The organism is bacterium (assembly GCA_030655055.1).
GTDB lineage: Bacteria > Edwardsbacteria > AC1 > AC1 > EtOH8 > UBA5202.
On sequence record JAURWH010000129.1, the window covers coordinates 1 to 5,288 of the forward strand.

The following is a 5,288-nucleotide window of genomic DNA, read 5'->3' on the forward strand; positions in this document are numbered from 1 at the left end:
AAGGAAAAACTGGGTTTCGCCATGGATGAGAACGGGGCCATCACCTATTTCAACCCCGAAGCCGAATACGGCTACCGGCTGGGGATAGACGACGAGCTGAAGTTCAAGAGAAATAGGTCACCGGGATAAAGTTCCTGGCTAAGGCCATGAAACTGAATTACAAAAACGAGGACTACGTTCTTTGCCTGACGGACGGGGAAAAACAGGCGGCCAAAGACTACCGGCTGAAGAACGGGATCAAGGGGACCAGCCTGGTGATCGGTTTCAACACCGGATGCTCCGATCTTTTTCCCAACAAAAAGATGACCATTGAACAGCATGTCCGGCTGATAGAACAATTCCATAAAAAATGGCCCCAGTCCAAAATAATGCTGCTGGGCGGCAAGGCCGAGGCCGGGCGCAACGCCGAGATCAGGAAAAAGGCCGGGGCCTTCGTCATCGACAGCCCCACGGATGAGGGCATCCGCCGGGGCATGGTCTACATCGAGGCCTGCGACCTGATAATCACCGGGGACACCTCGGCCCTGCACATGGCGGTGGCCCTCAAAAAATGGGTGGTGGCCTGGTTCGGGCTTTCCTGCGGCACCGAGATCGAGCTCTACGGACGGGGCGAGAAGATATTCTCCAAACTCGCCTGCAGCCCCTGCTGGAAGAAGTCCTGCGACCACCTTTCCTGCATTAAACAGCTGGACCTGGAAGCGATAACGCTGGCGGTCAGGCACGGCTTGGAAAAACTGTCCAAGGGGCCAAAGAGCAAAAAATCATCATAAGGGGCTTTGTGGGATCGAAAGGGTTTAAGAACATACTGGTGGTCCGAAACGACAGGCTGGGGGACCTGGTGCTGGCCCTGCCGGCGGCAACCGTTCTAAAACGCCGGTACCCGGAAGCCAAGGTAACTTACCTGGTCTCAAAGAACACGGCGGCCCTGATCCCGTTGGCTCAGGATATTGATGAAGCTTTGACAGATACCGGAAAAAGCTTTTTTGAATTGGCGGGAATGTTGCGGGCTTACAGATTTGACGCTGCAGTACTTCTGCACCCCACTCTTCGTCTGGCGGCGGCCCTTTGGCTGGCCGGGATCCCGGTCAGAGCGGGCACGGCCTACCGGGGGTACAGCCTGCTTTTCAACCGCCGGGTAAAACAGCACCGGAAGCAAAACTTAAAACATGAACTGGAATACAACCTGGATCTGGTCCATCAGGGCCTGGGATTCCAGCCAGCGGCCGGAGAGCATTATCTGCCGCCGGTTCTGACGGTGCCGGATGAGCTGAAAGAAAAACTGGCCAAGGAATACGGAAAGGGTTTCATCCTGATCCATCCCGGCTGCAGCGGGTCATCCAAGCCCTGGCCCCTGGCATCGTTCGCCAAGCTGGCGGACAGGATCCAAAGCGCAGGCGGCAGGGTCGTCATCAGCCTGGGGCCCCAGGAACTTGGCCTTAAAACATCGTTAATGAAACATTTGACGGCCGAGGTCGGCTGGGCGGAAAACCTGCCGCTGAAAGACCTGGCGGCCCTGATCTCACTGGCCAAAGTGCTGGTCACCAACAACACCGGGCCCCTGCATGTGGCAGTGGCGGTTAACACCAAGGTCATAGGCCTGTATTGCCCCACCTGCGAGATAAAACGCTGGGGTCCCTACGGGGCGGGGCACGCGGTCATCCGGCCCCCGGCAGGTAGTTGCCAAAAATGTCCCGGTCAAAAATGCCCGGAATACGATTGCATGGAAAAGATCACGGTGGAAGAGGTCCTGGCCAAAGTAACCGAGACCAACAAAACCGGCAACAGTTAACAACGGTTCACAACACCAATGAAAAATGCCAAACTAATCATTCTCTGTCTTATCGCCGGGCTGGCCGCAGGTCTGGCCGGGGCCTCACAGGCCGCCGCCGAACCTTTCCGGAAGTTCAACCGGGGCGAAAAGATGACCTATACCATAGAATATGCCGGCATCACCGCGGGGTATTCCTACCTGAGGGTTGACAGCGAGCTGACCTATGTGGGCCAGCGCAGCGCCTATCACATCGTCAACGAGACCTGGTCCAACCCTTTCTTCTCCAAATTCTACCAGGTGCACGACCGGTTCGAGGCCTTCACCGACTACGAACGCCTCTATTCCCTGCGCTACCAGAAGAAGATGAGGGAGGGCGGCTACCGCCACGAGGAGGCGCTGGATTTTGACCAGGAGCAGAACAAGGTCACCTACAACAACGGACAGGTGATAGCCACCACGCCCCAGGCCCGGGACATTTTAACCTCGCTCTACTACGCCCGGACCTTTTCCCTGGAATCGGGAAAGTCGCTGTACATCGACAACCATACCGACAAGAACAATTACCCGCTGGAGGTCAAGCTCCTCCGGAAGGAAAAAGTAAAGACCATCTTCGGCAAGGTGGAATGCCTGGTGGTGGAGCCGGTGCTGCGCTACCCCGGGCTGTTCCAGAACAAGGGACGGCTTTTGGTCTGGCTGACCAACGACAGCCGCCGGATCCCGGTGCTGATGAAAAGCAAGATCCTGGTGGGCTCCATCAACGCGGTGCTCAAGGAATACAACCAAGGGATAGACGGCCCGGACTACCTGGTCAGCGAAAAGAAATAAAGGTTTAAAGACATGAAAAACTTCAAGGAAATTGACATCTCCAGGGTCAAAAGCTATTCCATCAGGGACCGCCGGAGCAAGGTGGACCTGGGCCAGCTGGCCAAGACCGTAAAGCCGGGATCTTCGCTGGCGCAGTTCTTTGATTCCCTGCCCAGGACGCTGAAGGTCAATGACCTGCTTTCCCTGGCCCAGGCGGTGCGTAAAGCCCGGAGCCGGGGGCGGCCGGTGATAGTGATGATGGGGGCCCACCCCATAAAATGCGGTCTTTCCCCGGTGCTGATAGATCTGATGGATCAGGGCTACATCACCCACCTGGCCACCAACGGGGCCGGGGCCATCCATGATTATGAGATGGCCTGCTGGGGCAAGACCTCAGAGGACGTGGCCGCAGGCCTGGAAGACGGCAGTTTCGGCATGGCCCGGGAGACCGCCGACGGCATCAACGGCGTCATCAAGGCCGCCAGCCTCTGCCGGATGGGCTACGGCCAGGCCCTGGGGCAGTACCTGACCGGGATCAGGGCCAAATACCAGAAGTTCAGCCTGCTGGCGGCCTGCAGCCGGAACGGAATACCAGCCACGGTCCATGTGGCGGTGGGCACCGACATCATCAACCAGCACCCCAGCTACGACGGGGCCGCCGCCGGAGACTGCAGCGCCAGGGATTTCCGGATCCTGGCCCAGTCGGTCACCAAACTGCCGGGCGGGGTGGTGATCAACATCGGCTCCACTGTTATCATGCCGGAAGTATTTCTAAAATCTTTGACCGTGGCCCGCAACCTGGGACACCAGGTCAAAAATTTCACCACCGCCAACTTTGACATGATCCAGCACTACCGGCCCAATGTCAACGTGGTCAGCCGCCCGACCCAGTCCGGCGGCCGGGGATACAGTTTTACCGGGCATCACGAGATAATGCTGCCTTTGCTGGCGGCCTTGATAAAACAGCAGGATAAAAATAAAAAATGAAAATAAGATACAACCCAAGGAGGCTTGAAATGCTGAGGCCTTTGATCCTGATCGTTCTTATGGCACTGGTCCCGGGCTGGGCCCATTCCCAAAAGCTGAAGACCGTTGTCCCAGAAAAACCGGTGCTGCTGTTCCCGATCAAACAGGCCGGCAAGTGGGGATATATTGACAATGCCGGAAAACTGGCGGTGGCCCTGCAGTTTGATTCGGCCGGGGCCTTCAGCGAGGGGCTGGCGGCGGTGCGGCTGGGCGACAAGTACGGGTTCATCGATCCCGCCGGCAAGTATGTGATAGATCCCCTGCTGCTCTATGCCGACGCCTTCAGCGAGGGGCTGGCGGCGGTGGGGGTGGTGGGCAAGGACGGATCCGGAAGCTATTGCTACATCAACAAGGCCGGGAAGATAGTGGTTAGTTTCAAAAAGGTCAAGCCGGAAGACATCGGCGGGGTCTATCGTTTCAGCCAGGGCCTGGCCCGGGTGAACATCCAGGACAAGTTCCGTTTCATCGACAAGACCGGGAAGTTCATCGGGATCCAGAAATTCGACTGGGCCGGTGATTATTCGGACGGACTGGCCCCGGTCAAGATCAAGCAGGCTGGTTATGTGGTGGAAAAGCTCTCCTGCGGCTATATCAACAAAACCGGCAAGATGGTCATCAAACCCCAGTTCGACGACGGCGGTCCTTTCGTGGACGGCCTGGCCCGGGTGAAGACCGGAGGCAAATACGGCTATATCAACAAGATCGGGAAAATGGTAATCAACCCTGCGTTTGATGACGCCCAGGACTTCAGCCAGGAGATGGCCGGGGTAAAGATCGAGGACAAGTGGGGCTTCATCAGCAAGGGCGGCCAGCAGGCGATAGAACCGCAGTTTCTGGAGGTCCGGCCGTTCTCCGATGACCTGGCCGGGATCAAGGCCGGTGAGGTGTGGGGTTATGCCGATAAGACCGGGAAGATCGTCATCGACACCCAGTTCGACGAGGTATTCAAATTTGCCAACGGCCTGGGGATGATCAAGAACGACGGCGATTACGGATATATCAACAAGACCGGGGAATCCATCTGGGAACCGGTGGAATAGATAGCCCCTGCGATGGAATTAAAAAAACCGCTCAGCTGTCTGCCGAGCGGTTTTTTATTCTTTTCGGGATCAACCCCGGGTGATCCTTTTTACCATCACTATCCCGGCCTGCCAGCCTCCGGCAAAATTCTGGCTGATCTTGTCTCCAAACAGGTTCAGCAGGGTGCCCACCGGGTGGGACCTTTCCTCCCTTAGTTTCAAGGCCAGGGGCAGGGTAAATATCCTGGCCAGCGAGGAAAAGGCAAAGAGCAGATGGAAGTTGATCAGGGTATGCCCCAGCAGCACGAATTTGAAATCATGCAGGGCGTTGGCCAGCCAGCCCCCGGCCAGAGATGCCAGGAATACGGCGAACCCGGTGGCCACGGTATAGATGGAAAGGTAGGAGGTCCGGTTCTGCTCGGGCGCGGTCAGCAGCAGCAGGTTGAAGCCGGCCAGGGTGAAACCCGGCCAGAAGAATCCGGTCAGAAAGGCATCCACCCAGATGGGCAGATAAAATGAAGGAGTGGCGAACAGCCAGAACAGCGGCAGCAGGAAGATGCCGACCAGGTTGAAGATCAGCACCGGGCGGTTCCCCAGCTTGTCAATTATTTTTCCCCACAACGGCTGGGTGGAGAGGTTGAGTATCCCGGCGACGATGGAATAGAGGG

General features: G+C 57.2%; 6 protein-coding genes. 5 read left to right on the top strand and 1 reads right to left on the bottom strand.

Annotation, left to right across the window (positions count from 1 at the left end; genetic code table 11):
• Window positions 1-146: 146 nt before the first annotated feature.
• The 5 genes from Q7U71_06170 to Q7U71_06190 are packed head-to-tail and all read left to right on the top strand — an operon-like array spanning window position 147 to window position 4,641.
• The gene (locus Q7U71_06170) at window positions 147-770 is read left to right on the top strand and encodes a glycosyltransferase family 9 protein (protein MDO9391341.1); all 624 of its coding nucleotides are present in this window, start codon (window positions 147-149) and stop codon (window positions 768-770) included.
• Between the two features lie 8 nt (window positions 771-778).
• Window positions 779-1,789, top strand: coding sequence for a glycosyltransferase family 9 protein (locus Q7U71_06175; protein ID MDO9391342.1), 1,011 nt, complete (start codon window positions 779-781; stop codon window positions 1,787-1,789).
• 18 nt (window positions 1,790-1,807) lie between these two features.
• Window positions 1,808-2,596 carry a DUF3108 domain-containing protein gene (locus tag Q7U71_06180; protein MDO9391343.1) on the top strand — a complete coding sequence of 263 codons (789 nt, stop codon included), beginning with the start codon at window positions 1,808-1,810 and terminating at the stop codon, window positions 2,594-2,596.
• Between the two features lie 12 nt (window positions 2,597-2,608).
• On the top strand, window positions 2,609-3,562 hold the full coding sequence (locus Q7U71_06185) for a hypothetical protein (protein ID MDO9391344.1): 954 nt from the start codon (window positions 2,609-2,611) through the stop codon (window positions 3,560-3,562).
• 29 nt (window positions 3,563-3,591) lie between these two features.
• Window positions 3,592-4,641, top strand: a complete 1,050-nt coding sequence (locus Q7U71_06190) for a WG repeat-containing protein (GenBank protein MDO9391345.1) — start codon at window positions 3,592-3,594, stop codon at window positions 4,639-4,641.
• A 69-nt stretch (window positions 4,642-4,710) separates the two neighbouring features.
• Here the strand turns inward: Q7U71_06190 and Q7U71_06195 are convergent.
• Window positions 4,711-5,288: MFS transporter (locus Q7U71_06195; protein MDO9391346.1), on the bottom strand; the 578-nt coding region annotated here is incomplete at its 5' end.

Bases quoted from the DNA above. Each gene is read 5' to 3' on its own strand.
- Q7U71_06185 (MDO9391344.1), top strand. From the start codon at position 2,609: ATGAAAAACTTCAAGGAAATTGACATCTCCAGGGTCAAAAGCTATTCC.
- Q7U71_06170 (MDO9391341.1), top strand. From the start codon at position 147: ATGAAACTGAATTACAAAAACGAGGACTACGTTCTTTGCCTGACGGAC.
- Q7U71_06190 (MDO9391345.1), top strand. From the start codon at position 3,592: ATGCTGAGGCCTTTGATCCTGATCGTTCTTATGGCACTGGTCCCGGGC.
- Q7U71_06180 (MDO9391343.1), top strand. From the start codon at position 1,808: ATGAAAAATGCCAAACTAATCATTCTCTGTCTTATCGCCGGGCTGGCC.